General features: G+C 71.4%; 23 protein-coding genes. 12 read left to right on the forward strand and 11 right to left on the reverse strand.

What is annotated here, in order from left to right:
• The first annotated feature begins 92 nt into the window (after window positions 1–92).
• Entirely contained in the window at window positions 93–887 is a 795-nt protein-coding gene (locus tag R7226_RS08930) for a DUF4097 family beta strand repeat-containing protein (protein WP_318596726.1), read from the forward strand.
• 51 nt (window positions 888–938) lie between these two features.
• Here R7226_RS08930 and R7226_RS08935 read toward each other — a convergent pair whose 3' ends face one another.
• The 9 genes from R7226_RS08935 to R7226_RS08975 all read right to left on the reverse strand — a co-directional run bounded on the left by R7226_RS08935 (window position 939) and on the right by R7226_RS08975 (window position 9,662).
• A complete protein-coding gene (locus R7226_RS08935; protein ID WP_318596727.1) occupies window positions 939–1,121 on the reverse strand; it encodes a hypothetical protein in 183 nt (60 codons plus the stop codon).
• A 27-nt stretch (window positions 1,122–1,148) separates the two neighbouring features.
• Window positions 1,149–1,757, reverse strand: a complete 609-nt coding sequence (locus R7226_RS08940) for a uracil-DNA glycosylase family protein (protein WP_318596728.1) — start codon at window positions 1,755–1,757, stop codon at window positions 1,149–1,151.
• A 47-nt stretch (window positions 1,758–1,804) separates the two neighbouring features.
• Window positions 1,805–3,721 carry a glycosyltransferase gene (locus R7226_RS08945; protein WP_318596729.1) on the reverse strand — a complete coding sequence of 639 codons (1,917 nt, stop codon included), beginning with the start codon at window positions 3,719–3,721 and terminating at the stop codon, window positions 1,805–1,807.
• Window positions 3,722–3,801: 80 nt separating this feature from the next.
• Window positions 3,802–4,968: an inositol-3-phosphate synthase gene (locus R7226_RS08950; protein WP_318596730.1), complete on the reverse strand. Its 1,167-nt coding sequence runs from the start codon at window positions 4,966–4,968 to the stop codon at window positions 3,802–3,804.
• Between the two features lie 57 nt (window positions 4,969–5,025).
• Complete coding sequence (locus R7226_RS08955; RefSeq protein WP_318596731.1) at window positions 5,026–5,682, reverse strand: CDP-alcohol phosphatidyltransferase family protein; 657 nt, start codon at window positions 5,680–5,682, stop codon at window positions 5,026–5,028.
• Complete coding sequence (locus R7226_RS08960; RefSeq protein WP_318596732.1) at window positions 5,682–6,461, reverse strand: phosphatase PAP2 family protein; 780 nt, start codon at window positions 6,459–6,461, stop codon at window positions 5,682–5,684. The genes R7226_RS08955 and R7226_RS08960 overlap by 1 nt, the downstream gene beginning before the upstream one ends.
• A gap of 15 nt (window positions 6,462–6,476) precedes the next feature.
• Window positions 6,477–8,249: a hypothetical protein gene (locus R7226_RS08965; RefSeq protein WP_318596733.1), complete on the reverse strand. Its 1,773-nt coding sequence runs from the start codon at window positions 8,247–8,249 to the stop codon at window positions 6,477–6,479.
• A gap of 71 nt (window positions 8,250–8,320) precedes the next feature.
• Entirely contained in the window at window positions 8,321–8,854 is a 534-nt protein-coding gene (locus tag R7226_RS08970; protein ID WP_318596734.1) for a CAP domain-containing protein, read from the reverse strand.
• 4 nt (window positions 8,855–8,858) lie between these two features.
• Window positions 8,859–9,662: an alpha/beta fold hydrolase gene (locus tag R7226_RS08975; protein WP_318596735.1), complete on the reverse strand. Its 804-nt coding sequence runs from the start codon at window positions 9,660–9,662 to the stop codon at window positions 8,859–8,861.
• Window positions 9,663–9,736: 74 nt separating this feature from the next.
• Between R7226_RS08975 and R7226_RS08980 the strand changes: the two genes are divergently transcribed.
• From R7226_RS08980 to clpB, 7 genes are all read left to right on the forward strand, one after another.
• Entirely contained in the window at window positions 9,737–10,633 is an 897-nt protein-coding gene (locus R7226_RS08980; RefSeq protein WP_318596736.1) for a PfkB family carbohydrate kinase, read from the forward strand.
• Window positions 10,633–11,373, forward strand: a complete 741-nt coding sequence (locus R7226_RS08985) for an endonuclease III domain-containing protein (RefSeq protein WP_318596737.1) — start codon at window positions 10,633–10,635, stop codon at window positions 11,371–11,373. The genes R7226_RS08980 and R7226_RS08985 overlap by 1 nt, the downstream gene beginning before the upstream one ends.
• Window positions 11,374–11,472: 99 nt before the next feature.
• Window positions 11,473–13,401: a molecular chaperone DnaK gene (gene dnaK, locus R7226_RS08990; protein ID WP_318596738.1), complete on the forward strand. Its 1,929-nt coding sequence runs from the start codon at window positions 11,473–11,475 to the stop codon at window positions 13,399–13,401.
• Complete coding sequence (locus R7226_RS08995; RefSeq protein ID WP_318596739.1) at window positions 13,398–14,012, forward strand: nucleotide exchange factor GrpE; 615 nt, start codon at window positions 13,398–13,400, stop codon at window positions 14,010–14,012. The genes dnaK and R7226_RS08995 overlap by 4 nt, the downstream gene beginning before the upstream one ends.
• Before the next feature lie 10 nt (window positions 14,013–14,022).
• Window positions 14,023–15,159, forward strand: coding sequence for a molecular chaperone DnaJ (dnaJ, locus tag R7226_RS09000; protein ID WP_318596740.1), 1,137 nt, complete (start codon window positions 14,023–14,025; stop codon window positions 15,157–15,159).
• Window positions 15,156–15,662, forward strand: a complete 507-nt coding sequence (locus R7226_RS09005) for a heat shock protein transcriptional repressor HspR (protein WP_318596741.1) — start codon at window positions 15,156–15,158, stop codon at window positions 15,660–15,662. The genes dnaJ and R7226_RS09005 overlap by 4 nt, the downstream gene beginning before the upstream one ends.
• A 47-nt stretch (window positions 15,663–15,709) precedes the next feature.
• Entirely contained in the window at window positions 15,710–18,274 is a 2,565-nt protein-coding gene (gene clpB, locus R7226_RS09010) for an ATP-dependent chaperone ClpB (protein WP_318596742.1), read from the forward strand.
• Between the two features lie 28 nt (window positions 18,275–18,302).
• On the opposite strand, the gene R7226_RS09015 is transcribed toward clpB, so the two are convergent.
• Window positions 18,303–19,001 (reverse strand): hypothetical protein, encoded by a 699-nt coding sequence (locus R7226_RS09015; protein ID WP_318596743.1) that lies wholly within the window; start codon window positions 18,999–19,001, stop codon window positions 18,303–18,305.
• A gap of 138 nt (window positions 19,002–19,139) precedes the next feature.
• Here R7226_RS09015 and R7226_RS09020 point away from each other — a divergent pair, with 138 nt between their 5' ends.
• From R7226_RS09020 to purE, 3 genes are all read left to right on the forward strand, one after another.
• On the forward strand, window positions 19,140–19,421 hold the full coding sequence (locus R7226_RS09020) for a GYD domain-containing protein (RefSeq protein ID WP_318596744.1): 282 nt from the start codon (window positions 19,140–19,142) through the stop codon (window positions 19,419–19,421).
• Between the two features lie 15 nt (window positions 19,422–19,436).
• Window positions 19,437–20,714 carry a phosphoribosylamine--glycine ligase gene (gene purD / locus R7226_RS09025; protein ID WP_318596745.1) on the forward strand — a complete coding sequence of 426 codons (1,278 nt, stop codon included), beginning with the start codon at window positions 19,437–19,439 and terminating at the stop codon, window positions 20,712–20,714.
• A 102-nt stretch (window positions 20,715–20,816) separates the two neighbouring features.
• A complete protein-coding gene (purE, locus tag R7226_RS09030; protein ID WP_404827801.1) occupies window positions 20,817–21,197 on the forward strand; it encodes a 5-(carboxyamino)imidazole ribonucleotide mutase in 381 nt (126 codons plus the stop codon).
• A gap of 63 nt (window positions 21,198–21,260) precedes the next feature.
• Here purE and R7226_RS09035 read toward each other — a convergent pair whose 3' ends face one another.
• Window positions 21,261–23,042 (reverse strand): PKD domain-containing protein, encoded by a 1,782-nt coding sequence (locus R7226_RS09035; protein WP_318596747.1) that lies wholly within the window; start codon window positions 23,040–23,042, stop codon window positions 21,261–21,263.
• A gap of 129 nt (window positions 23,043–23,171) precedes the next feature.
• Here R7226_RS09035 and purB point away from each other — a divergent pair, with 129 nt between their 5' ends.
• Window positions 23,172–24,452 (forward strand): adenylosuccinate lyase, encoded by a 1,281-nt coding sequence (gene purB, locus R7226_RS09040; RefSeq protein ID WP_318596748.1) that lies wholly within the window; start codon window positions 23,172–23,174, stop codon window positions 24,450–24,452.
• The last annotated feature ends 99 nt before the right edge of the window (window positions 24,453–24,551 follow it).

Consider the following 24,551-nt stretch of genomic DNA (forward strand, 5'->3'; position numbering starts at 1 on the left):
GGCGCTCGGGCCGCGAGGTCGGGTTAGCCCCAGGGCGAGGACGGGAGCAGGTCCCATTCCACCGCCGCACCCGCGGGCATAAGGTGCTGAGCGTGCCCAGAACGAGCCGCACCGGCCTCTCCAAGCCCTTCATCGTCGTCAGCGTCCTCGTCGGCGCCTTCTTCGTCGCCTACGCCGCGCTCTTCTTCGCCGCGGTGACCGTCCACCGCGAGGACAGCACGACGCAGACCTACGCCGACGTCGAGCACCTGCGCGTGAAGGGCGGCAACGGCGACATCACCGTGATCGCCGAGCAGCGCGCCGACGTGCAGGTGATCGCGCACCGCGAGTGGAGCCTCGCCGAGCCCGACATCGAGCAGGGCTTTCGCGACGGCCAGCTGGAGCTGTCCGGCGGCTGCGGCTTCATCGGATCGATCGGCCCCTCCGGCTGCGAGACCGACTTCGAGCTGCGCGTGCCGCGCGAGCTGACGGTCGACGTGCGCGGCTCGTCCGGCGACGTGACGGCGCGCGACCTCGCCGCCGACGCCTATCTCGGCACCAGCTCGGGCGACGTGGACGCGATCGACGTGACCGGCCCGTTGCGCGTCGGCGTCTCCTCCGGCGACGTGACGGTCGAGGGCTACGGCGGGGAGGACGTCAGAGTCCACGCCAGCAGCGGCGACGTCGTCGTGCGCACCCGCACCGCTCCTGAGTGGATCGAGGCGGTCGCCTCCTCCGGCGACGTGACGATCGCCGTGCCCGGCACCGTCGCCTACGACGTCGTCACCGACGTCTCCTCGGGAGACCAGTCAGTCGACGTCGACCAGTCGCGCGACGCGCCTCGCCGGATCGACGCGCGCACCTCCTCAGGGGACGTGCGCGTCGTGCGGCTCGGCGACGCGCGTTAGCGGCGCGTGCGGGGCGCGGCGCGGTGAACCCGCTTCCCGCGGCGCAACGCGCTACTCAGCCGGCGATGGCGCCGCGTCCTCAGCCGCGTCGGGCAGCTCCTCGGCTGCGTGGACGGTGCAGAGCGCGGGGCCGCCGCTCTCCAGCACGGCCTGCTGCTCGGCGGTCGTCAATCTGACGCCGCACACCTCGCACGTGTCGCCGACCGTCTCGAGCGTGTGCTCTTCGAGGTCCATGGCGGCGGTGTACCCGCCGTGGGCCGCTTAGTAAGGCGGCAGGTCGGCGTACCAGTCGCCGAGCACTTTGAAGGCCCGCCAGAAGGCGCGCTTGGCGCCCTCCTCGTCGAGCGCGTCGTCGATGTTCGGCACGTACAGCGCCTCGATCGACGGCGTCAGCTGCTGCAGCACGCCCGGCTCGGCCTCGACGCGGCGTGCGAGCGGGATCTCCAGCTCGTTGAGCACGTCGAGCGCCTCGTCGCCCATCACGACGACGATCTTCGGCTGCACGATCGCCAGCTCCTCGACGATCCGCTCGACGCAGGCCGGGTCGGCGAGCGTCGGATCGGTCACCGGGCACTTGACGCAGAGCGTGCCGTAGACGGCCAGCGGATCGATCTGGAGCCGCTTGAGCGACTTCATCAGCGCGCCGCCGGAGCGACCGTAGAAGGCGACGCCCTCCTCGACTTCAGACGGGCGCGGCTGGTACTTCAGCATGAAGACGTCGGCCTGCGGGTGGCCCGAGCCCAGCACGGGCATCAGGTTGCCGCGCGGGCAGTGGGGACATTCCTGCAACTCGCGCGTGAGCTGGTTCAGCTCGCGGATCGCTCGCTCGAGGTACTTCTCGCGGATCTCGTCATCTGTGGTCACGGGCATGCTCTGGGGAAGATTGGACGCGTCCACACCTTCTCCCTGCCCGTGCATCAGGACTTGCGAACCGCGCGCCGCACGCGTGCCTCCCGTACGCCTCTGCGCGCGGGGGGCGGCGTCGCCTTCGTCTGGAGGAACTTCAGCGCCTGCACGTACAGCAGGCTGGCCGGCGTGCGGATCACGTCGGCCTCCCGCAGCGACTCCATGAACTCGTCGGGACCGTCGAAGTCGGGCATCCGGATGCGGACCGATCCGAGCCCCTGCGCGACGTGCGCGTCGGAGCCGGCGCCGGCCGGGACGCGGTACTTGGCGGCGAAGCGGACGGCCTCCTCGTTGAACTCGTGGATCGCGATCCGCGGGTTGAAGACCTCGATCGCGTCGACGTCGTCGAGCACCGCCAGCAGGTGCTCGTAGTCGGGCACGGAGTGCATCCGGTCGAATGGGTGGGGGACGTAGACGAGGCCGCCCTGGCGCTTGATCTCGGCGATCGTCGCCTCGAGCGACAGCCCGCGCGGGATCAGCTCTCTGAGGAAGAGGCCGATCACCTCGCCCTGGTCCTTCGTCTTGACCTCCTCGCCGACGATCACCTTGATCCCGTCGGCCTTGGCCTGCGCCTCCAGCGCACCGGAGATCTCGTTGTGGTCGGTGACGGCGATCGCGCCGAGCCCTCTCGCCTTCGCCTGCGCCAGCAGCACCTCGACCGGTGTCGCGCAGTCGCCCGAGTGGTCGGTGTGCATGTGCAGGTCGACGTCGATCAGCGGCCGCGCGGCGACCTTCGCGCGCAGCACGGGATCGCCGCGTCTGTCGTGGCGGCGGGCGATCAACCCGCCGTAGACCTGCTCCAGCTCGTCGACGACGCGCGACCACGTCAGCCGCTCGCGCAGCGGCGTCGCGCCCTCGCGCAGCCGCCGCCGCAGCTCGGGCTCGCGCACCAGGCGCGTCAGCTGCGCCGTCAGCGTCTCGACGTCGCCGGGCTCGAACAGCAGCCCCGCGCCCTCCTCGACCAGCTCCTCGTAGACCGGCAGGCGTGAGACGACCGGGACGGCGCCGGCCGCGACGGCGTCGAGCAGCCCGCTCGGCACCGGCACGGCGCCGGAGGACGCGCGCACGGCGACGTCGGCGCGCGCCAGCAGCGATGCCTCGTCGCTCTCCTCCGGCCCGACGAAGGCGACCCGCTCGCGCAGCTCGCCGCGCAGCGCTCCGGGCGGCTGCAGCCCGCTCGGCGACCAGACGGTCGCGTGCCACGGCTGGTCGAGCGGCAGTCTGCGCAACGCGCGCAGGAAGGTGCGGATGGCCGGGCGCTCCTCATCGGAGATCAGCACCAGCTCGGGAACCGCGCTCATCCGGTCGTTGCGGGCCTCCTCGCGCGGCGCGTCGGCGCCAGGCAGGATCACCCCGTAGTCGGCCGGGAACCAGCGGCAGAGCTGCTCACGGGTCGCCTCGTAGGAGGCGATGCGGGCGTCGAGGCGGCCGAGGAACAGCTCGACCACGCGGCGCGCGACCTGCGTCGAGAGGACGCGCTCGGTCGTCGAGTGGAAGGAGCCGACGTTGAGCGCGCGCGAATGGCGCAGCGCGGCGCTGGCGGCGCTCGGCGCGAACGGCTCGTGGATGTGGGCGAGGTCGAGCGGCGCGGTCGTGAACAGCTGCTCGATCGTGCGGGCGACGTCGATCGGCAGCGAGACGGCGCGCTTGCGCGACGGCTGGAACGGCAGCACCTCGCCGACGCCGAGCAGCCGCGGCACGCCGTCGCCGGTTCCCTCCAGCAGCGCGGCGGGGTGCTCGCGCGCGGCGCGGATCGCTCTGCGCGACTCCCGCACGAGCGCGCCGGACTGCGACGGCGCGACGATCAGGACCTGATGCCCGCGCGCCGCCAGCTCGTCGGCCACGCGCGCGACGGCGCGATTGACGTCGTGCGGCGCCTCCCAGGCGTAGGGCGTGACCTGGGCAATGGCGAAGCGTCCCTCTGACACGGTCCGGAGGATAGTCCCCCAAGAACGAGAATGGCCCGCCAGTTGGCGGGCCATTCGATGCTGCGAAGTGGCGGTGAGGCCTACGCCTCGGCCGTCTTCGGCGCGGTCGCGCCGGTCGGGGCGGTGCCGACTCTCTTGCCGTACTCGGCGATGAACGACTCGGTGTCGTTGCGCGCCTCGTCGTCGGGCCGCTGGTTGTGCGGCGACTTCATCAGGTACGAGCTGGGGCCGTCGAGCTGGCCGCCGACGCCGTGGTTGAGCGCCAGCTTGCAGCAGCGCACGGCGTCGGTGACGATGCCGGCCGAGTTCGGCGAGTCCCACACCTCGAGCTTCAGCTCGGCGATCAGCGGGACGTCGCCGAACGCTCTGCCCTCGAGGCGGATGTGGGCCCACTTGCGGTCCGTCAGCCACGGCACGTAGTCCGACGGACCGACGTGCACGTCTCTGGCGGGCAGATCGATGCCGGCGACCGAGGTCACGGCGTTCGTCTTGGAGATCTTCTTCGACTCGAGACGCTCGCGCTCGAGCATGTTGAAGAAGTCCATGTTGCCGCCGACGTTGAGCTGCGAGGTGTGCTCGAGCTTGACGCCGCGCTCATGGAAGAGGCGCGCGAGGTTGCGGTGCGTGATCGTGGCGCCGACCTGCGACTTGATGTCGTCGCCGACGATCGGGAGGTTCGCTCTCTTGAAGCGGTCGTCCCAGTAGTCCTCGCTGGCGATGAAGACGGGGATGCAGTTGACGAAGCCGCAGCCGGCCTCGATGACCTGCTCCACGTACCACTTCGTCGCCTGCTCTGAGCCCACCGGCAGGTAGGAGACGACGACGTCGGTCTTCGTGTCCTTGAGGATCTGGACGATGTCGGCCGTCGGGCCGTCGGCCTTTCTGATCTTCTGCGACAGGTACTTGCCGAGCCCGTCGTGCGTCATGCCACGCTGGACGGTGACGCCGATTCTCGGGACGTCGGCGAACTTGATCGTGTCGTTCTGACCCGACCAGATCGCCTCGGAGAGATCCTTGCCCACCTTGTCCGCGTCGATGTCGAACGCGGCCGTGAACTCGATGTCTCTGACGTGGTAGCCGCCGAGGTCCACGTGCATGAGGCCGGGGACGCGCTCGTTCGGATCGGCGTCTCTGTAGTACTGGACGCCCTGGATGAACGAGTTGGCGCAGTTCCCGACGCCGATGATGGCGACGCGGACCTTGTCGGCCTGGTACCGGCTCGCGCCGTTGGTGGAAGCGTTGCTCACTTGGGGTGTTTCCTCCTGAAGGATGCTGTCGGGAAAGACCCCGACGAAAGCCGGTGGTTACACGGACGGCGCGGATCTCGCCGCGCCGGCCATCTGTCTGCGCACGTGGAAGATGCGCTGGAAGGTCGTGAAGACCGTGAGCACGGCGAGCACGTAGACGGCCGGCGCCAGCAGCTCGAAGTCGCCGAGACCGGCGCCCTTGGCGAACAGCAGGCCGACGGAGAGGATCACGACGCGGATCGCGCGGCTGGCGATGCCGACCTTGCACTCGATCCCGAGCGCCTCGGCGCGGGCGCGGGTGTAGGAGACCATCAGCGAGAAGAGGACCGCGACGACGACTGCTGCGACGGCGAGGTCGTCGCCCTGCGTCGAGAAGTACCAGGCGACCGCGGTCAGGACGATCCCTTCCTCTATGCGGTCGAGCGTCGAGTCGAGGAAGGCGCCGAACGGCGTGCCCTTGCCCGACATGCGCGAGTAGCGGCCGTCGAGCGTGTCCATCACCGAACCGAGGATGAAGGCGACGCCGGCGAGGAAGAAGTACTCCTGCCACACCAGCACGGCGGCGATCACGTTGCCGACGAGACCGGTCAGCGAGATCGCGTTCGGCGTCAGGCGCGAGTCGATCAGCTTGTTGCGAACCGTCTCGGACAGCTCGCCGCGGGCGCGCGGCTCGCCGCCGCGGCGGCGGCCGTCCCCGGGCGACTCTGTCGACATCAGGCGGTCGCCTCGGCGCGGGCCTGGCCGAACGACCATGCCTGCGGACGCCAGCGCGCCAGCAGCTGCTGCGACAGCAGCGCGGAGGCACCGGCCACGGCGGCGCCGAGGACGGCGTCGAAGATGTAGTGGTTGCCGGTCGCGACGACCACGAACATGACGAGGAACGGGTACAGGAACCAGGCCACCTTGAGCGGCTTCGGCTTGACCAGCCGGGCCATCGGCCAGCCGATCATCAGCGCGAAGCAGCAGTGCATCGACGGCACCGCGGCGTACATGTTCAGCAGCGCGGAGACCGGCTCGTTCTCGACGCGCACGCCGGTGAAGGCGGCGACGGTGTCGCTGAAGCCCCACTCGGGCATCAGCCGCGGCGGCGCCGTCGGGAACATCGCGTAGCCGACCAGCGCGAACGCCATCGCGATCATGAACATGTTCCGCACGAAGTAGAAGGCCTCGTTGCGGAAGAGGTAGATGAAGGCGAGCGAGCCGACGGTCACGACGAAGTGGCTGTTGAGGTACATCCACGCCGCGAAGTCGGAGATCCATCCGGTCGAGGAGGCCCACGACTGGATGCTCGGCTCGATGAACACGTTGAGGCTGTGCTCGAGGTTGATGATCTTCGTCGCGTTCCACGCGGCGACCGCGGCCTTGCCGTCGGCGATGCCGCGGACCATCTGGTAGCCGTAGTAGGCGACTGCGAAGAGCAGCAGCTGGCGGAGAAGGTCGCCGACCCCGTGGGGGAGCACCCGCTGCTCGAAGTTGCGAAGCGATCGGATCATGCGCAAACGCGCATCCTATCTCGGATCGCGGCCCGATTCAGAACAACGGGGGTTATCCGTACCGACGCGACTGAGCGCGAAGCTCGTGTCGAGCACGATCCGGCCGGCGGATCGGACGCGCAGCTCGGTCAGGTCGTCACCGCCGGACTCGGGCGCCGGCGCGACGCAGGCGTCGCCAGCGGCGACGCGCCAATAGGGCGTCCAATGCATCCGCAGCCGCACCGTGCCGGGGCCGCTGGCGTCGAACACGACGCGGTCGGGCGCGACCGACACGACGCGCGCCGGTCCGCTCGCGAGGCCGCTGTGGCCGTCGACCTCGAAGACGCGCCAATGGCCGCCCGACCACACCTCGCGCAGGTACGGCAGGCCGTCGGCGACCAGTCTCGCCTCTTCTCGCGCGGAGTAGTCGAAGCGCGTGTCCGGCAGCGCGACCCAGCGCACGCCGCTGCGCAGCAGCCAGCCGCGGTAGCGCTCGGCCGTAAGCGTCCCCTCGTAGAAGACGGGGTTGACCTTGTGGTCGAGCTGGCGCTCCCAGCCGCGCGCGAGCGCGTGGTGGGGCGCGACCCAGCGCGCCTCCCAATGCAGCTTCGTGAAGGGGATCTCGACACGGCCGGTCGAGCCGTCGGGATCGGCTCTGTCGAGGAAGCCCAGCAGCGGCGCGTAGTAGGCGGCCTCGACGCTCGCGTCGCCGTGCGTGACGGTGACGTCGTGAACTGCCGCGGTCCACTGCCAGTAGAGCAGCGGCAGCGCCAGCAGCGCCAGCGCCAGCGGCCGGCGGCGCCACAGCAGCAGCGCGAAGATCGGCCCCGCGCAGAGCGCACCGAGGCGCGCGGCGTTGCCGCCGACCGGCGTCTCCAGCACGAAGGCGGCTGTGCAGCCGAGCGCGTACAGCACGACCGCGATCCGCAGCGTCCGCTGCTCGCGCGGGAAGAGCGCCAGCGCCGCCGCCGCGACCGCCAGCACCGGCCAGTAGGCCGACAGCACGAACGGCTCCTTGCCGCCCTCGGGGAACGCGACGGCGAAGCCGGCGACCGGCGCGACCGTCGTCGCCGCCAGCGCCAGGCCGCTGACGCGGCGGGGCGTCGCGAGCTGGCGCAGCCGCTCGCCGGCGCTGCGGCGGTCGGCGCGGGCCGGCCAGCGCTCGCCGAGCGCGTAGGCGGTTCCCGCCATTGCCAGGAAGACGGCGGCGACGGGGCTCGCGAGGCCGGTGAGGAGACCCAGCGCCAGCGACAGCGCCGCCAGCGCGCGGCGGCGGTGAGAGCGCGGTGGCGCGGCGCTGCTGCGCTCCAGCGCGACGAGCGCGCCGAGCGCCGGCGCGAGGCCGAGCGCGAAGGTGACGCGGCCGCTCAGCAGCACCGTCACGCTGCCGGCCGCGAACCACAGCGCGCCGAGCCAGGCGCGCGCGCCGTAGCGGTCGTAGGCGAGGCGCGCGAACAGCGCGCTGGCGAGCACCATGCAGATGGCGCCGAGCAGGCGCGGGCCGAACAGCCACGAGAGCGGCGGCAGCAGCAGGCTGTATCCCGGCATGTGGTGGCCGGCGTACCACTGCAGATCCCACAGCGACAGCCCCTGCTCGCCGAAGAGCCAGGTGCGGTACTCGGTCGCGGCGAGGTCGATGCTCGGCGGCGACCAGATCAGGTAGACGGCGGCCAGCAGCGCGGCGAGCGCGACCGGCGCCCAGCGCCGGAGTGCGTCCGGGCGCGTCTCGTCGGCGGGGACGGGCGCCGTCGCCGGCGCGAGCGAGTCGGCCGTCGTCCCAACGGGAGCTGCTTCGGTCAGACTCGCCATGCGTTGGAGCAGGCTAGATGGTCGCTGCGACGGCCGTCACGAGCGCTGGCGCCCAGCAGGCGCGCAGGCGCTCAGCGCGCCGAGGCCCAGTCGACCGTGTAGATCGCGGCGCTGACGCCGCTGAGGCTGCCGCGCGCGCGGCCGATGCCGATGCGCCGGAACTGCCCGTCGAGCAGCACCTGGCGGTGCGGCGGCGAGTTCAGCCAGCCGCGCACTATCTCGCGCGCCTCGCTGCGCGGGGTGTTGCGCGGCAGCCAGCCGAGCACCTCGCCGACGGCGGAGGCCGACCCCGACGCGCGTGCGACGCGACTGCCCCACGAGCCGTGGCCGAAGTAGCCGCGGCGGGCCATGTCGCGCGAGTGGGCGGTCGCGGTGCGGCTCATGCGGCGATCGATCCCGACCTTCGGCAGGCCGGAGCTGGCGCGTATGCGGTTCAGCTCGGCGAGGACCGCGGGGCCGAAGCCCGCTGCCGCGGCGGCGGCCGTCGGCGGCGTCGTCACGGCGGGCTCCGCGGCGGCGGTGCCGAGCAGTGCCGGCGTCGCCAGCCAGCCCAGCAGCGTCAGCAGCAGCGCCGCGGCGAGCGGCCCGAGTCGCAACACGGACACGCGGTCAGTTTTCCCCGAGGTAGTCGGCAATTCGTCTGATCAGATCGGCCCTGTCGACCCAGGGCCAGTGTCCGGCCTGTGAAACCTGTTCGACCCGCGCTCCCGGGATCCTCGCTGCGTAGTCCTGTGCGAAGCGAGGCGGGATGAACGGGTCGAGCGCGCCCCAAACTACCAACGTCGGCGCGTCGATACGTGAGAGTTCTCTTCCCAGCTGCGCCAGCTTCGTCTCGGGCGCGCTGCGGTACAGCCGCAGGATCGCGCGCTGCGTGCCCTGGTCGAAGTGGCGCCACGCCGCGTTGATGAACGGCTTCGGAACCGGCCCGGCGAAGGCGGGGCGCAGGATCCGGCGCGCGGTCAGCTTGAAGGAGAGGCCCATCACGAACTCGCCGACCCCCGGCCGCCGCCACATCCGCGCGATCCAGTGCCAGCGGTAACCCGGCAGCAGCGGGACGGCGTTGACGATCACGACGCGCTCGACGCGCTCGGGGTGGCGGGCGGCGAAGATCAGCGCGGCCGAGCCCCAGTCGTGCACGACGAGCTTCACGCGCTCGACGCCGAGCATGTCGAGGAAGCGCTCGACGAAGTCGGCGATCCCCTCCGGCGTGTAGGCGTTCTGGCCGCCCTTGCCGGAGCGGCCGAAGCCGAGCAGGTCGGGCGCGAGGCCACCGGTCAGCGCGAGGAACGGCAGCCAGTCGTCGCTGCTGGTCGGGACCCCGTGGACGTACAGCGTCGGCGTGCCCTCGGCCGGGGCTGAGCGCCAGAAGACGGGCTGGCCGTCCAGCTCCCCGGTGTGATCCGTCACGTCCACGCGGCGCCGAGCCTATCCGCCGAGCACTCCTGCGCGCCACCGTCATCCGTCGTGCAGGCGGTAACTTCCCGGGCGTGAGCGTCCTCTGCCTTGGTGAAGCCCTCGTCGACCTGATCTGCGAGCGGCCGCTGAGCGACCTCGCCGACGCCGACGCGTTCGTGCCCGCCTTCGGCGGCGCGAGCGCCAACGTCGCCGTCACCGCGGCGCGCCACGGAGCGCGGGTCGCGCTCGCCGGCGGCGCCGGCGACGACGCCTGGGGTCGCTGGCTGCGCGCGCGGCTGGAGCGCGAGGGCGTCGACACGCGCTTCTTCACGCTCGCGGAGGAGGCGCGCACGCGGCTCGCCTTCGTCGCGATCGACACGGCCGGCGAGCCGCGCTACGAGCTGTATGGCGAGGACCCGCGCTCGCTGCTGCACGCGTTCGGCAGAGGCGCGGAGGACGCGGTCGCCGCCTCCGACGGCCTCTTCCTGACGACCAACGTGCTCGTCGACCCCGATGAGCGCGAGCTGGCGCTGTCGCTGCGCGAGCAGGCGCTGGCGGCCGGTCAGCCGGTCGTCTTCGACCCCAACCTGCGGCTGCCGCGCTGGCGGCTGCGCTCGCAGGCGCAGTCGTACGCCAACGCCTGCGTACGCGACGCGCTGCTTGTCTGCGCGACCTCCGAGGAGGCCGCGCTGATGACCGGCGAGACCGAGCCTGAGCAGGCGGCGCGGGCGCTGCTGAAGGGCGGCGCGCGGATGGTCGTGCTGACGCTCGGCGCGCGCGGGGCGATCCTGCGCGGCGAGCTGAGAGCGGATGCGCCGGGCGTGCCGGCGCAGGTGCGCAGCACCGTCGGCGCCGGCGACACGCTGACCGGCGTGCTGCTGGCGCGGCTGGCGCTCAGCGGCTGGTATCCGGCCGCGGCCGCCGCCGGGCTGCGCGAGGCGGTCGCGGAGGCATCGCGCGCGACTGAGCGCTGGGCCGCGCTCGACTGATGGCGGCGACTGCCAGAAGAGCGAGAGGGACCGGCAGAGACCTCCCGACGATCCCGAAGGGCGACTGGACGCGCCCGCCGCGCCGGCGCGTGCTCGCGATCCGCGACAAGCTGCGCGAGGTCTACGGGATCCCGATCATGCCGCCGCACGAGCAGCCGCTCGACGAGCTGGTGCTGACGGTCCTGTCGCAGTCGACCAACGACCGCAACCGCGACGTCGCCTACGAGCGGCTGCGCGAGCGCTTCGACGGCTGGCAGGCGGTGATGGAGGCGCCCAACGCGGAGGTCGAGGAGGCGATCCGGCCGGGCGGGATCTCGAAGGTCAAGTCCCGCCGCATCCAGGACATCCTGCTCGCGATCGACGCCTCGCCGGAGGGGGCCGGGCTCGACCTCTCCTTCCTGCGCGAGGCGAGCGTGCCGGAGGGGCAGCGCTATCTCTGCTCACTGCCCGGCGTCGGGCGCAAGACCGCCGCGTGCGTGCTGCTGTTCGCCTACGGGTTGCGCGACGTGCCGGTCGACACGCACGTCTCGCGCGTCGGCATGCGGCTGCACCTGCTGCGCCCGGGCGCCCCGTTCGAGGAGCTGCACGACGAGATGCTCGACCTCTCGCCGCGCGGGCAGGAGCTGGAGTTCCACGTCAACCTGCTGCGTCACGGCCGTCGCACCTGCCACGCGCGCAGACCGGACTGCCCCGCCTGCGCGCTGAGACGGCTCTGCCCGAGCCGGCGCAGCTACGACTGATCGGCGCGCCGGCACTCGAAGCGGCGCGCAGGATCTTCTATAGTCCCGCTTAGATTTTTTTCTCGCGAACCTCGCAGCACCACTGAAGGAGTTCCATTCATGGGCAAGACGATCGGCATCGACCTCGGCACGACCAACTCCTGTATGGCCGTCCTCGAAGGTGGCGAGCCGACCGTGATCGAGAACGCCGAGGGCGGCCGCACCACGCCGTCCGTCGTCGCCTTCACCCAGGGCGGCGAGCGGCTGGTCGGCACGGTCGCGAAGCGCCAGGCAGTGACCAATCCGACCAACACGGTCTTCTCGATCAAGCGCTTCATGGGCCGCAAGGAGGCCGAGGTGCGCGAGGAGGAGTCGATCGTGCCGTACAAGGTCGTCGCCGGCCCCGGCGGCGACGCGCGCGTGGAGGCCGACGGCAAGCAGTACTCGCCGCCGGAGGTCTCCGCGATGATCCTCCAGAAGCTGAAGGCCGACGCCGAGGCCTACCTCGGCGAGACGGTCGACAGCGCCGTCATCACCGTCCCCGCGTACTTCAACGACGACCAGCGCCAGGCGACGCAGGACGCCGGCAAGATCGCCGGCCTCGACGTCAAGCGCATCATCAACGAGCCGACCGCCGCGTCGCTCGCCTACGGCCTCGACAAGGAGACCGACCAGACGATCCTCGTCTTCGACCTCGGCGGCGGCACGTTCGACGTGTCGGTGCTGGAGATCGGCGACGGCGTCTTCGAGGTCAAGTCGACCGCCGGCGACAACCATCTCGGCGGCGACAACTTCGACAAGGCGATCGTCGACTGGCTCGTCGCGGAGTTCAAGAAGGGCCAGGCGATCGACCTCTCGGCCGACCCGATGGCGCTCCAGCGTCTCTACGAGGCGGCCGAGAAGGCGAAGATCGAGCTCTCCACCACGCAGGAGACGCAGATCAACCTGCCCTTCATCACGGCTGACGCCAGCGGCCCCAAGCACCTCGACACGCGCCTCTCGCGCGCGAAGCTGACGGAGCTGACGGCCGACCTGCTCGACCGCACCGTCGTGCCGGTCCGCCAGGCGCTCGACGACGCGAAGGACAAGGGCGCCAAGACGATCGACCACGTCGTGATGGTCGGCGGCATGACGCGCATGCCGGCCGTCCAGGAGAAGGTCAAGGAGCTGACCGGCAAGGACCCGCACCGCGGCGTCAACCCGGACGAGGTCGTCGCGCTCGGCGCCGCGATCCAGGCCGGCGTGCTCGCCGGCGACGTCAAGGACGTCCTGCTGCTCGACGTCACGCCCCTCACGCTCGGCATCGAGACCAAGGGCGGCGTGATGACGAAGCTGATCGAGCGCAACACGACGATCCCGACGCGCAAGTCGGAGGTCTTCTCGACCGCCGAGGACAACCAGCCCTCCGTCGAGATCCACGTGCTCCAGGGCGAGCGCGAGATGGCGCAGTACAACAAGTCGCTCGGCAAGTTCCAGCTGACCGGCATCCCGCCGGCGCCGCGCGGCGTGCCACAGATCGAGGTCGCCTTCGACATCGACGCCAACGGCATCCTGTCCGTCTCGGCGAAGGATCTCGGCACCGGCAAGGAGCAGAAGATCGAGATCAAGGCCGGCTCCGGCCTCTCGGACGACGAGATCAAGCAGATGGTCGGCGACGCCGAGGCGCATGCCGAGGACGACAAGAGACAGCGCGAGCTGGCCGAGGCGCGCAACAACGGCGAGAACGCCGCCTACCAGGCGGAGCGCCAGCTGAGAGACCTCGGCGACGGCGTCGACGCCTCCTCCAAGGAGGAGATCGAGGCCGCGATCAAGGCCGTCCGCGACTCGCTCGAGTCCGACGACGCGGCCGAGATCACCGCCAAGACCGAGGCGCTGCAGTCGGCCTTCCACAAGGTCTCCGAGGCGATGTACCAGAGAGCGCAGGAGGCGCAGGCCGCCGGCGGCGACGGCGCCGGCCCGGGGCCTGAGGCGAACGGCCCGGTCGGCCAGGACAACGACGCCGACGACGAGGACGTCGTCGACGCCGAGGTCGTGGACGAGGGCAGATGACGATGGGTGCCGAGCAGCAGCATCCGCGGGAGGCGGCGGCCGAGGAGGTCGTCGCCCCCGAGGCGACGCCGTCGCACGAGGAGCCGCGTCCCGTCGATGGCGTCCACGGGATCACCGACGACGGCACCGAGGTCGTCGAGGACCTCGACGAGCTGGTCGCGAAGGCGTCCAAGGCCGACGAGTACCTCGCGCTCGCGCAGCGCACGCAGGCGGACTTCGAGAACTTCCGCAAGCGCATGTCGCGCGACGTCGCCGCCGCGCAGGAGCGCGGCATCGGCAAGCTCGCGAAGGAGCTGCTGCCGGCGCTCGACAACCTCGACCGCGCGCTCGCCGCGGCGGAGACGCCCGGCGAGGCCGGCTCCGGCCAGCCCGACCACCACCTGACCGCCGGCATCAAGCTCGTCCACGACGAGCTGCTGGCGGCGCTGACGCGCGCCGGGATCGAGCGCTTCTCGCCGCGGGGCGAGAAGTTCGACCCGACCGAGCACGAGGCGATGGTGCAGCAGCCCGTCGAGGGGGCCGAGTCCGGCACCGTCGTCGAGGTCTACCAGTCCGGCTACAGGCTGGGCGGCACGATCCTGCGCCCCGCGCGCGTCGTCGTGGCGGCATAGGCGGTACGCGATGGCCGCAACGAAGCCCGACCTCTACAAGATCCTCGGCGTCGGCAAGAACGCCAGCGACGAGGAGATCAAGAAGGCGTACCGCAGACTCGCGCGTCAGTACCACCCGGACACCAACCAGGGTGACGCGAGAGCCGAGGAGCGCTTCAAGGAGGTCTCGGCCGCCTACGACGTGCTCTCCGACCCGGAGAAGCGCAGAGCGTACGACCGCGGGACCGGGCCGTTCGCGCCCGGCGGCGCGGCCGGCGGCGGGTTCGACCCGAACCAGTTCGGCGGCAGCTTCAGCGACATCCTCTCGAACCTGTTCGGCGGCGGCTCGGGCGCGGGACGCGCCTCGGGCGGCGCCGGGCAGCGGACGAGCCGGCCGCGCTCCCAGCGCGGCCGCGACCTCGAGACGGAGGTCTCGCTCAGCTTCGAGGAGGCGATCGACGGGACGCAGACGTCGCTCGCCGTCCCCACCTCGACGACGTGCGAGACCTGTCACGGCAGCGGCGCCAGACCCGGCACCGCGCCGACGATCTGCCCCGTCTGCCACGGCCGCGGCGTCGAGCAGCAGGGGCAGGGCGTCTTCTCGATCTCCAAGCCCTGCCACCGCTGCGGCGGCAGCGGCTCGATCATCGAGGACCCCTGCCCGACCTGCAACGGCAGCGGCGCCCGTCGCACGATCAAGCGGCTGAAGGTCAACATCCCTGCGGGCGTCCGCGACGGCAGCCGCGTACGGATCGCCGGCAAGGGCGAGGCCGGCATGAACGGCGGCGAGCCGGGAGACCTGTTCGTCGTCACGCGCGTCGCCGACTCGCCGATATTCAGACACATGGGCGACCGCGTCGAGGTCGAGGTGCCGCTGACGGTGCCGGAGGCGATGCGCGGCGCGACCGTCGAGGTGCCGACGCTGAACGGCTCGAAGAAGCTGCGCGTCGCGGCCGGCACCAGACACGGGACGGTCCAGCGGCTGAGAGGCGAGGGCGCTCCGAAGCTCGGCGGCAGAGGCAGAGGCGACATCCACTACCGCTTCGTGATCGAGCTGCCGAGAGAGCTGACGCGCGACCAGCAGAAGGCGGTCGACGAGCTCGCCAAGACGATCAACGGCAACCCCCGCGACCGCCTCTTCCGCGGCCGCACCGAGGCGCGCGCATGAGCAGCGGCGGCCGCCGGATACGAACGACGACGCGGATCGAGGTCAGCGACGACCGCGGCGTCTTCATGATCTCGGTCGCCGCCGAGCTTGCCGAGATGCACCCGCAGACGCTGCGGATGTACGAGCAGCGCGGGCTGATTCAGCCGAAGCGCTCGCCGAAGGGCACGCGCCTCTACTCGCACAAGGACGTCGAGCGGCTGCGGCGGATCCAGGAGATGACCGCCGAGCTGGGGATGAACCTCGCCGGCGTCGAGCGCGTCTTCGAGCTGGAGGAGCAGCTGGAGGCGGCGAGCGCGAAGGTGCGCCGGATGGAGCGGCGCGCGCGCGAGCTGCAGCAGGAGGTCGAGCGGCTGGAGGAGCTGCGCCGCTCGCTGCGTGCGGAGATCGTGCCGTACGTCCGCGGCGGCGCGATCGTCCCCGTCAGAAGAGCATCCCCCGACGCCGCGCCGCGTTTCAGAATCCCCGTCGAACGCCCTTCAGAAGACGGCGACGACGCGGTATGATCTAAGTCACTTCGACTTAGATTTCGACTCACTGGAGGAACCGCCGCATGCAGCTCGACCGCTTCACGATCAAGTCTCAGGAGGCTATTCAGGCCGCTCTGCGGCTTGCGGAGGAGCGGCGCAACCCGCAGGCGACGCCCGAGCATCTGCTGTCGGTCCTGCTGACGCAGCCGGAGTCGATCGTGCCGGCCGTGCTGCGCAAGGTCGGCGCCGACCCGGCCGCGATCCGCAACGAGCTGAACGCCGCGCTCGACGGGCTGCCGAGAATGACCGGCCCCAGCGGCGGCAGCGGCTCCTCGACCGAGCTGGGCCAGGTCGTGCGCGCCTCCGAGCACGAGATGCGCCAGCTCGACGACGAGTACGTCTCGACCGAGCACCTGCTGCTGTCGCTCTCCGGCCACAACTCGAAGGCCGGCGAGATCCTGCGCGCGGCCGGCGCAACGCACGACAACCTCGACACCGCGATCAGAGAGGTGCGCGGCCCGCACCGCGTCACCGACGCCGCGCCCGAGGACAAGTACCAGGCGCTGGAGAAGTACGGCCGCGACCTGACCGAGGCGGCCGGGCTCGGCCAGCTCGACCCCGTGATCGGACGCGACCAGGAGATCCGCCGCGTCATACAGGTGCTCTCGCGCCGCACGAAGAACAATCCCGTTCTGATTGGCGAGCCCGGCGTCGGCAAGACCGCGATCGCCGAGGGCCTCGCGCAGCGGATCGTCTCCGGCGACGTGCCCGAGTCGCTGCGCGACCGCAAGGTCGTCTCGCTCGACATCGGCGCGCTGATCGCCGGCGCGAAGTACCGCGGCGAGTTCGAGGATCGCCTCAAGGCGGTCCTGAAGGAGGTCCAGGACGCCGCCGGCGCCGTGATCCTCTTCATCGACGAGCTGCACACGATCGTCGGCGCGGGCGCCGGCGAGGGCGCCGTCGACGCCGCCAACCTGCTGAAGCCGATGCTCGCGCGCGGCGAGCTGCGCGCGGTCGGTGCCACGACGCTCGACGAGTACCGCAAGCACATCGAGAAGGACCCGGCGCTGGAGCGCCGCTTCCAGCCGGTCTTCGTCGGTGAGCCGACCGTCGAGGACACGATCGCGATCCTGCGCGGGCTCAAGGAGCGCTACGAGGTCCACCACGGCGTCGACATCCAGGACTCGGCGATCATCGCCGCCGCGACGCTCTCGCACCGCTACATCGCCGACCGCTTCCTGCCCGACAAGGCGATCGACCTGATCGACGAGGCGGCCTCGCGGCTGCGGATCGAGATCGACTCGAAGCCGACCGAGATCGACGAGATCGACCGCCGCATACTGCAGCTGCAGATCGAGCTGCGCGCGCTGGAGAAGGAGACCGACGAGGGCTCCGTCGCCCGCCGCGGGCTGATCGAGCGCGAGATCGCCGAGCTGCAGGAGCGCTCGGCCGGGATGACCGCGCAGTGGCAGCGCGAGAAGGACGCGATCGGCGCCGTCACGGTCGTGCGCGAGCGGCTGGAACAGGCGAAGCTCGAGGCCGAGCAGGCGACGCGCGCCTCCGACCTCCAGCGCGCCGCCGAGCTGCGCTACGGCGAGATCCCGGCGCTGGAGAAGCAGCTCGCCGAGGCCGAGGAGCGCGAGGCCAGCGCGGAGCCCGTCGAGGGCGAGGAAGCCGTCTTCCTGAAGGAGAAGGTCGACGCCGAGGACGTCGCCGAGGTCGTCGGCAGCTGGACGGGGATCCCCGTCAGCCGGCTGCTGGAGGGCGAGGTCGAGAAGCTCGTTCAGATGGAGGACCGCCTCCACCAGCGCGTGATCGGCCAGCACGAGGCGGTCGAGGCGGTCGCGAACGCCTTGCGGCGCTCGCGCGCCGGGCTGCAGGACCCCGACCGGCCGATCGGCACCTTCCTCTTCCTCGGCCCGACCGGCGTCGGCAAGACCGAGCTGGCGCGCGCGCTCGCCGAGTTCATGTTCGACTCGCAGGACGCGATGATCCGGCTCGACATGTCGGAGTACATGGAGAGACACGCGGTCTCGCGGCTGATCGGCGCCCCTCCCGGCTATGTCGGCTACGAGGAGGGCGGCCAGCTGACCGAGGCGGTCCGCCGCCGGCCGTACTCCGTCGTGCTGCTCGACGAGGTCGAGAAGGCCCACCCGGACGTCTTCAACGCGCTCCTGCAGGTGATGGATGACGGCCGCCTGACCGACGGCCAGGGCCGCACGGTCGACTTCAAGAACGTCGTGCTGATCATGACCTCGAACATCCCGGGCGGGCGCACCGGAGCCGAGGGCCACTTCAAGCCCGAGTTCATCAACCGCCTCGACGACATCGTCGAGTTCGCGCCGCTGTCGCGCGACCAGCTGGCCGAGGTCGTCGACATCCAGGTCGCGAGACTGGTCGCGCGGGTGCGCGAGCGCGAGATCGAGGTGCAGCTGACCGACGACGCGCGCACGCTGCTCGGCAACCTCGGCTACGACCCGACCTACGGCGCGCGGCCGCTCAAGCGCGTGATCCAGAAGCGGCTCATCGACAGACTGGCGCTGGCGCTGCTGCAGGGCGAGTTCACCGCGGGCGACCTCGTCGAGGTCGACGCCGTCGACGGCGAGCTGGTCTTCACGCGCGCCGCACGGCCGGTCGCGGCCGCGTAGCGCTCGCGAAGCGGGCGGGGCCGCCCGGTCAGCCTCTTCTTCTCGATCTGCTTTGGGGTCTTCTGACCTCGAAGCCGATCGAGACGCGCGGCTTCGTCGCCGCCGAGTATCTGTGGCTCGTGTCGACCTGGAAGGTCCAGCGGCCGAACTCGTATCTGAACGGGAAGAGCGAGATTCTGCCGGTCTTCAGCGCGCCGCAGACGTCGTCGGTCGTGCCGATCCGCAGCGTCCGCTTGAGCTTGCCGTTCGGCCGCAGGTAGTGGACGTAGACGCCGCGGTTGGCGCCCATGCCGAGCACGCGCCAGCGCACCCGCAGCGTCGCCGGGTTGCCCGACTGCGGCGCGAAGCTGGCGGCGAGCGGGGTCATCAGGAAGGTCGTGCTGGCGACGTTGGGGCCGTCGGTGACCGACAGCGTCAGCTCGCGCGTGCCCTTCGTGCCCTCGTAGCGGGGGGCGGTGAACTTCGCGCGGATGCGGCCTCTGGCGTCGGTTCTGCCGCTGCCGATCTGCTTCGTGCCCGACAGCTTCGCCGTCCAGGTCGCGTCCGGCTTGAAGCCGGTTCCCAGCAGCGCGCCCTGCTCGCTGGAGAGGTAACAGCCCGGATCGAGCGCGATCGTCGCCTTCGCGTCGGCGTCGGCGGGGGCGCCGCCGGCGAGGCCGGCGGTCAGCGCAGCGGCCGCGCAGGCGAGCGCGGCGGCGCGGGCGGGGCGGGCGATCCGAGCGTGCATGGTGACCTCCATCATCGCGTAAACCCGCGACGCGTTCCGCCGATGCGGTGCGGCGCAGTGGCGTCGAGGCCCAGGGTTGGATAGAAACCAGGGAGGAGACGAAGCCGGTCCAGGACTCGACATCGACGGGAGGCAGCCATGCCGACGTACGTCATGCTCTCGAAGCTGACGCCTGAGGGAACTCAGACGATCAAGAACAACCCGCAGCGCATCCGCGAGATCAACAAGGAAGTCGAGCAGCTCGGCGCGAGAGTGCTCGCGCAGTGGGCGACGCTCGGTCGCTTCGACTTCATCAACGTCGTCGAGGCGCCCGACGAGAAGACGATCGCGCGCGTCTCGCTCGAGCTGGGCTCGCGCGGCACCGTCCAGTACGAGACGCTGAGCGCGATCCCGATCGACGACTTCATCTCGTCGCTCTGAACTGAAAGCAGCCCTGTGCCCCAGAAGGTCCTCGTCATCGGCGCCGGCGGGCGCGAGCACGCGATCGTGCGCGCGCTCGCCCGCTCGCCGCAGTCCCCCGAGCTGCTCTGCACGCCCGGCAACGCCGGCATCGCCGCCGACGCGCGGCTGCTCGACGTCGGCGTCGGCGACGTCGCCGGCCTCGTCGCCGCGGCGCGCGCGGAGCAGGTCGACCTCGTCGTCGTCGGGCCGGAGGCACCGCTGGTCGACGGCGTCGTCGACGCGCTCGCGGAGGCCGGCATCGCGGCCTTCGGCCCGCACGCCGCGGGGGCACGGCTGGAGGGCTCGAAGGCCTTCGCGAAGGAGGTGATGGAGGCGGCCGGCGTGCCGACCGCCTCGCACACCGTCGTCACGACCGTCGAGCAGGGGATGGCGGCGATCGACCGCTACCCGGTCGTCGTCAAGGCCGACGGCCTCGCGGCCGGCAAGGGCGTGATCATCGCCGCCGACGAGCAGGAGGCGCGCGACGCGCTGCACGCCTTCCTCGTCGAGCACAAGCACGGCACCGAGCAGGTCGTGATCGAGGAGCACCTCGTCGGCGAGGAGCTGTCGCTGCTGGCGCTGTGCGACGGCGAGCGCGCGTTGCCGATGGCGCCGGCGCAGGACTACAAGCGGATCTTCGACGGCGACGCGGGGCCCAACACCGGCGGGATGGGCTCCTACTCGCCCGTGCCCGGGATCGATGCCGCGCGCGTGCGCGAGCTGGCGGCGCAGGTCTCGCAGCCGATCGTCGACGAGCTGGCGCGCCGCGGCGAGCCGTTCCACGGGGTCCTCTACGCCGGTCTGATGCTGACGGCCGACGGCGTCAAGGTGATCGAGTACAACGCCCGCTTCGGCGATCCCGAGACGCAGGCGGTGCTGCCGCGGCTGCGCAACGACCTGCTCGACGTGCTGGAGCGCGCCAGCCGCCCCGGCGGCCTCGATGGCGTCGAGCTGGAGTTCGCGCCCGAGACGGCCGTGACGCTGGTGCTCGCGAGCGCCGGCTACCCCGAGTCGCCGCGCGCCGGCGATCCGATCGGCGGCCTCGACACCGTCGCCGACGGGATCGAGGTGACCCACGCCGGCACGAAGCGGGCCGACGACGGCGCCGTCGTGACGGCCGGCGGACGGGTCCTGAATGTGACCGCGCTCGGCGCCGACGCGGCGCAGGCGCGAGCGGCGGCCTATGCTGCGGCTGACCTGATCGACTTTGACGGGCGCCAGTTGCGCAGGGACATCGCGCTGCGCGCCGTCACGAGAACTGAGAGCAGCTAGATGAACGACGAGCTTTCCGCGGTGCCCGAGACGCAGACATCCGAGCAGGTCGCCGCGCTGGAGCAGGAGCTCGAGGTCGACGGCGTCCTCGTCGGCATCGTGATGGGTTCCGAGAGCGACATGCCCGCGATGGAGAAGGCCGCCGCCGAGCTGAACAGACGCGGCATCGCCAACGAGATCCGCGTGATGTCGGCCCACCGCAACCCGGACACGGTCGCCGAGTACGCGAAGACCGCGCAGGCGCGCGGCCTGAAGGTCCTGATCGCCGGCGCCGGCCTCGCCGCCGCGCTCCCGGGCGCGGTCGCCGCCCACACCGAGCTGCCGGTGATCGGCGTGCCGCTGACGAGCAAGACCTCGGTCGCCGGCGGCCTCGACGCGCTGCTGGCGATCGCGCAGATGCCGCCCGGCGTCCCGGTCGCCTGCGTCGGCGTCGACAACGCCCGCAACGCGGCCGTGCTCGCCGCGCGCATCATCGGCGCGTAACCTCGCCGCAGGCTTTGCGCGGGCGGGGCGGGCGGCGACGTGCCGCCCGCCCCGCCGCCGCGCTCACTTCGCGATCACGAAGGCGGTGCGGACGCGCTTGCCGATCGCTCTTCTGCCTTGGAAGACGCGGACCGTGACGACGTACTTGCCGGTTCTGATCCCTCTCTTGAGGGCGACTCTGACGAGCGCCTTCTTGCCCGCTCCCAGTCTCGCCCGCTGAGTCGCGACGCGGCGCGGTCTTCTGCCGGTCGTGCGGATCTCGATCACGAAGCGGCGCGCCGTTCTGGCCGACACCCAGACCGGCACGAAGCCGCCCTTTCTGAGCGAGATTCTTCTGTAGGTCGTGACCGTCGCACCGCCGGTCGACGTTCTCGTCGCGCCGCCGGCGTTGGCCGGGGTCGGTGTGCCGGAGCCGCTGCCACCGCCTCTCGCGATCGGTCTTCTCGGCGGTGGCGTGACCGTCGAGGCGGCTCTGACGAGCACGAATCTCGTCGCGGTGGCGACGTTGCCGGCGTTGTCGGAGAAGCTCGCGGTGACGGTGTAGCCGCCGGCCGTCGGGAAGCTGAACGTCGCTCCCGGGCCGCTCTGGCCCGGCAGCCCGGTCACCGACCACGTGGTCGCGGCCGCGTTGAGGCCGGAGCCGCCCTCGTCGGCGGCGACGAGCGTGAAGCCGACCGGCTGGCCGGCGGTCGCGCTGCCGGGTCCGTCGATGAAGCCGGTCGGTCTGAGCAGGTCCGGCGTCGCGCTGGCGGTGCTGCTCAGCAGCAGTCTGCCGCCGACGCCGCCGACGGCGCCTTGCGTCCCACTCGCGAGCGCGACCGCGCGCCAGTCGTTGGTCGCCGGCGCGCCGTCGGCGCCGTTCCAGAAGAAGTCACGGCCGTTGGTCGAGTGGATGATGAAGCCCTCGTTGCCAGCCGCCAGGACGGTGCCGCCGTTGAACGCGACGTCGTAGGGACCGGTGGCCGGCCACGGGTGCGCGGACTCGTTGACGAGGAACATCCAGCGTGAGGTGCTCCAGCCGTCCTCGGTGTAGACCGCGGTCGAGTTGCCGTGCGGCGACGGCACGACCGACCACATCCGGTTCGGGCTGCCGGGGTCACCGACGAGCGAGCCGGCGACGCTGAAGCCGTTCGCGACGCCCGCGGTCGTGGGGATCGGCGTGCTCTGGAGGTTGTCGGTCGACAGCAGCGCGGCCTCCGAGAAGGGCATCGCGAAGTAGAAGACGTCGGGATCGGCCGTTACGAAGATGTCGGGGAATCCGTCGGACTCGGTGATCCAGCAGTTGTCGCCGGCTCTGGCGACGGGCTTGCGGTTGGCGTCGATCCACGTCAACGGCGCGCCGACGTTGGCGGCGAGGGCCGGCTGGGAGGTCGCGAGCTGCCGTCTCGGACCGCCGATCCAGACGCGACCCGGTCCGGCGAAGTGGACGAAGTTGACGTCGCCGAGCGTCTCGGGTCTTGTGCACTTGTTGCCGGTGCCGTCGCCCTCGTTGGAGACGGGGATCCCGGCGATTCTGGTCCAGGTGTCGCCGCCGTTGATCGAGCGCAGCACCGTCCCGCCGGCGCCGACGGCGAAGCCGATGTCGCCGCCCGGCTGGAACTCGATGTCTCTCAGCGCGAGGCCGGCCGGTTGGACTCTCTGGAAGCCGCTGAGGTCGGCTCTGCGTCTCCAGATCTCTCCGTTGGCGGTCGTGAACCAGAAGCGCGAATCGCTTTGGTACTCGATCGCGGTGATCGTGCTCGTCGTAGGCGTCGGCACCTCGCTCCAGATCCCGGCAGCGGCCGGTGCGGCGCCTGTCAGCATCGCGGCCGCCGCGATCGCGGCGAGCGCCCCCGTCTTGCGCATCTCGTGCTCCTCGCGTCGTCGTCGACTGTCCTGTCGAGCTGCGATGCAGCGTACGCCCGAAACCCGGTGCGGCCAGTGTCACCGGGGTCGCGCATCGGTCTCACCAGCCGACTTGCGAGAATCGGGGCCATGATCGCTCGCTACACGCGCCCGGAGCTGGGCGCCCTCTGGACCGACGAAGCCCGCATGACCGCCTGGCGCGACGTCGAAGTGGCGGCGTGCGAGGCGATGGAGGGGCCGACGGCCGAGGAGCTGGAGGCGATCCGCAACGCGACCTTCACCGTCGAGGCGGTCGACGAGCGCGAGAAGACGACCGACCACGACGTCGCCGCCTTCGTCGACGTGCTGTCGGCCTCGGCCGGGCACGCCGGTCGCTGGATCCACTACGGCCTGACCTCCTCCGACGTGCTCGACACGGCGCTCGGACTGCAGCTCAAGCGCGCCGGCGAGATCGTCGTGCCGGGCGCCTACAGACTGGCCGAGGTGCTCGCGCGGCGGGCGCGCGAGCAGCGCGCGACGCTGACGGTCGGCCGCACCCACGGCGTCCACGCCGAGCCCACCACCTTCGGCATCAAGCTCGCCGGCTTCGCCTTCGAGGCGCACCGCAACGCGCAGCGTCTCGAGCGCGCCTTCGCGCAGGTCGCCGTCGGCGCGCTGTCGGGCGCGGTCGGCACCTACGCGGCGACCTCGCCGCAGTTCGAGGAGCGGGTGCTCGCCTCGCTCGGGCTGGAGCGCGAGCCGGTCTCGACGCAGGTCGTCGCGCGCGACCGCCACGCCGAGCTGCTGCAGGCGATCGCGCTCGCCGGCGCCGGCCTGGAGCGGCTCGCGACCGAGATCCGCCACCTGCAGCGGACCGAGGTGCGCGAGGCCGAGGAGCCGTTCCGCAAGGGGCAGAAGGGCTCCTCCGCGATGCCGCACAAGAGAAACCCGATCAAGACCGAGCAGATCACGGGCCTCGCGCGCGTGCTGCGCGGCAACGCGCAGGCGGCGACCGAGAACGTCGCGCTGTGGCACGAGCGCGACATCTCGCACTCCGCTCCCGAGCGCGTGATCCTGCCCGACTCGACGATCCTGATCGACTACCTGCAGGCGCGCCTGACGGCCGTGATCGACGGCCTCGTCGTGCACGAGCAGCGGATGCTCGACAATCTCGAGATCACCTCCGGCGCGCTCTTCTCCCAGCGCCTGCTGCTGGCGCTGATCGAGCAGGGCGGTCTGATCCGCGACGACGCCTACCGGATCGTCCAGCGCACTGCCCAGCAGGCGTGGGACACGCGCACGCCGCTGCGCGAGCTGATCGCAGCCGAGCCGGAGGCCGCCGCGCTCGACCTCGACGCGATCTTCGACTACGGCCACTACTCGCGCCACGCCGACGCGATCATCGCGCGGCTGGACGAAGTGGGGCTCTGACGAGCCTTGCGAGTTCCACGGCTGCGCGGCGAGCTGCGCCGCGCCCGTGGGAACTCGCGGGTGCGGCGGGCGGCTGATCGTCGCGCGCCGCTGCTAGCA

This window comes from Conexibacter stalactiti, from assembly GCF_033542075.1.
In the GTDB taxonomy this organism is placed as follows: Bacteria; Actinomycetota; Thermoleophilia; order Solirubrobacterales; family Solirubrobacteraceae; genus Conexibacter; species Conexibacter stalactiti.

Excerpts from the sequence above, each read along its gene's own strand:
- R7226_RS08960 (WP_318596732.1), bottom strand. The coding sequence starts at position 6,461 with ATGATCCGATCGCTTCGCAACTTCGAGCAGCGGGTGCTCCCCCACGGG.
- clpB (WP_318596742.1), top strand. The coding sequence starts at position 15,710 with ATGCAGCTCGACCGCTTCACGATCAAGTCTCAGGAGGCTATTCAGGCC.
- R7226_RS09015 (WP_318596743.1), bottom strand. The coding sequence starts at position 19,001 with ATGCACGCTCGGATCGCCCGCCCCGCCCGCGCCGCCGCGCTCGCCTGC.
- R7226_RS08940 (WP_318596728.1), bottom strand. The coding sequence starts at position 1,757 with ATGCCCGTGACCACAGATGACGAGATCCGCGAGAAGTACCTCGAGCGA.
- R7226_RS09005 (WP_318596741.1), top strand. The coding sequence starts at position 15,156 with ATGAGCAGCGGCGGCCGCCGGATACGAACGACGACGCGGATCGAGGTC.
- purB (WP_318596748.1), top strand. The coding sequence starts at position 23,172 with ATGATCGCTCGCTACACGCGCCCGGAGCTGGGCGCCCTCTGGACCGAC.
- R7226_RS08985 (WP_318596737.1), top strand. The coding sequence starts at position 10,633 with ATGGCGGCGACTGCCAGAAGAGCGAGAGGGACCGGCAGAGACCTCCCG.
- dnaJ (WP_318596740.1), top strand. The coding sequence starts at position 14,023 with ATGGCCGCAACGAAGCCCGACCTCTACAAGATCCTCGGCGTCGGCAAG.
- R7226_RS08955 (WP_318596731.1), bottom strand. The coding sequence starts at position 5,682 with ATGTCGACAGAGTCGCCCGGGGACGGCCGCCGCCGCGGCGGCGAGCCG.
- R7226_RS08965 (WP_318596733.1), bottom strand. The coding sequence starts at position 8,249 with ATGGCGAGTCTGACCGAAGCAGCTCCCGTTGGGACGACGGCCGACTCG.
- dnaK (WP_318596738.1), top strand. The coding sequence starts at position 11,473 with ATGGGCAAGACGATCGGCATCGACCTCGGCACGACCAACTCCTGTATG.
- R7226_RS08995 (WP_318596739.1), top strand. The coding sequence starts at position 13,398 with ATGACGATGGGTGCCGAGCAGCAGCATCCGCGGGAGGCGGCGGCCGAG.
- R7226_RS08935 (WP_318596727.1), bottom strand. The coding sequence starts at position 1,121 with ATGGACCTCGAAGAGCACACGCTCGAGACGGTCGGCGACACGTGCGAG.
- purE (WP_404827801.1), top strand. The coding sequence starts at position 20,817 with ATGGGTTCCGAGAGCGACATGCCCGCGATGGAGAAGGCCGCCGCCGAG.
- R7226_RS09020 (WP_318596744.1), top strand. The coding sequence starts at position 19,140 with ATGCCGACGTACGTCATGCTCTCGAAGCTGACGCCTGAGGGAACTCAG.
- R7226_RS09035 (WP_318596747.1), bottom strand. The coding sequence starts at position 23,042 with ATGCGCAAGACGGGGGCGCTCGCCGCGATCGCGGCGGCCGCGATGCTG.